Source organism: Oleiphilus sp. HI0117 (assembly GCF_001635235.1).
Genome location: NZ_LWGA01000258.1, coordinates 1 through 625, shown reverse-complemented (window position 1 = coordinate 625; position 625 = coordinate 1). Strand labels below are relative to the sequence as shown.

1 protein-coding gene is annotated in these 625 nt (G+C 43.4%); it reads left to right on the top strand.

Annotated features, from left to right (window positions below; all coding sequences use genetic code 11):
* Positions 1-148 precede the first annotated feature (148 nt).
* Positions 149-625 (top strand): GspH/FimT family pseudopilin (locus A3757_RS03195; RefSeq protein ID WP_068739162.1); only part of this gene is annotated, 477 nt, incomplete at its 3' end.

Sequence of the window (625 nt, the reverse complement as noted above, 5' to 3'; positions counted from 1 at the left end):
CTTGCATCATACCGATTGCACCGGCGCCAACGATGATTACTTTCAAGTTTCTCATTTCCTTTAGCAAGATGTTTTCGACTTGCATTTTATATCAATCGCCAAGAGAATACTCTTTCCAAGGGATGATCTTTATCAAGGAGTGATGAAAATGCCCCCTTCTGTTATGCACCGATGCAATAAGTACCATCAAGAACAAAAATCCAGGCAAAGTGGAATTACACTTGTCGAGCTACTCACCTGTTTGGCCATTGTTTCTATCTTGACCTTTGTCGTTATTCCTTCCTTCAATGACATTTTCCAAAATGCCCGTTCGGACAGCAATATCAACCACTTGAGCCAATTCATTCGACATGCAAAAAGAGAAGCGCTCGCCAGACAAACACGCATTACCTTATGCCCATCCTCTTCAGGCCTACAGTGCGAACAAGGTTGGCAAGCTGGCGCAATGATATTCATTGACGAAGACAAGGACCAGAAACGTGATGAGAGTGAACTATTACTCCAGCTCAAAACCCCTTTTATCCCTTCTGGAACAATAAGCTTTAACAACCCGACAAACAGAGTTGTTTTTTCCCGCCTTGGTTTTCCCCTTGGTAGTGCCGGAAGTTACATCTATTGCCCAGAA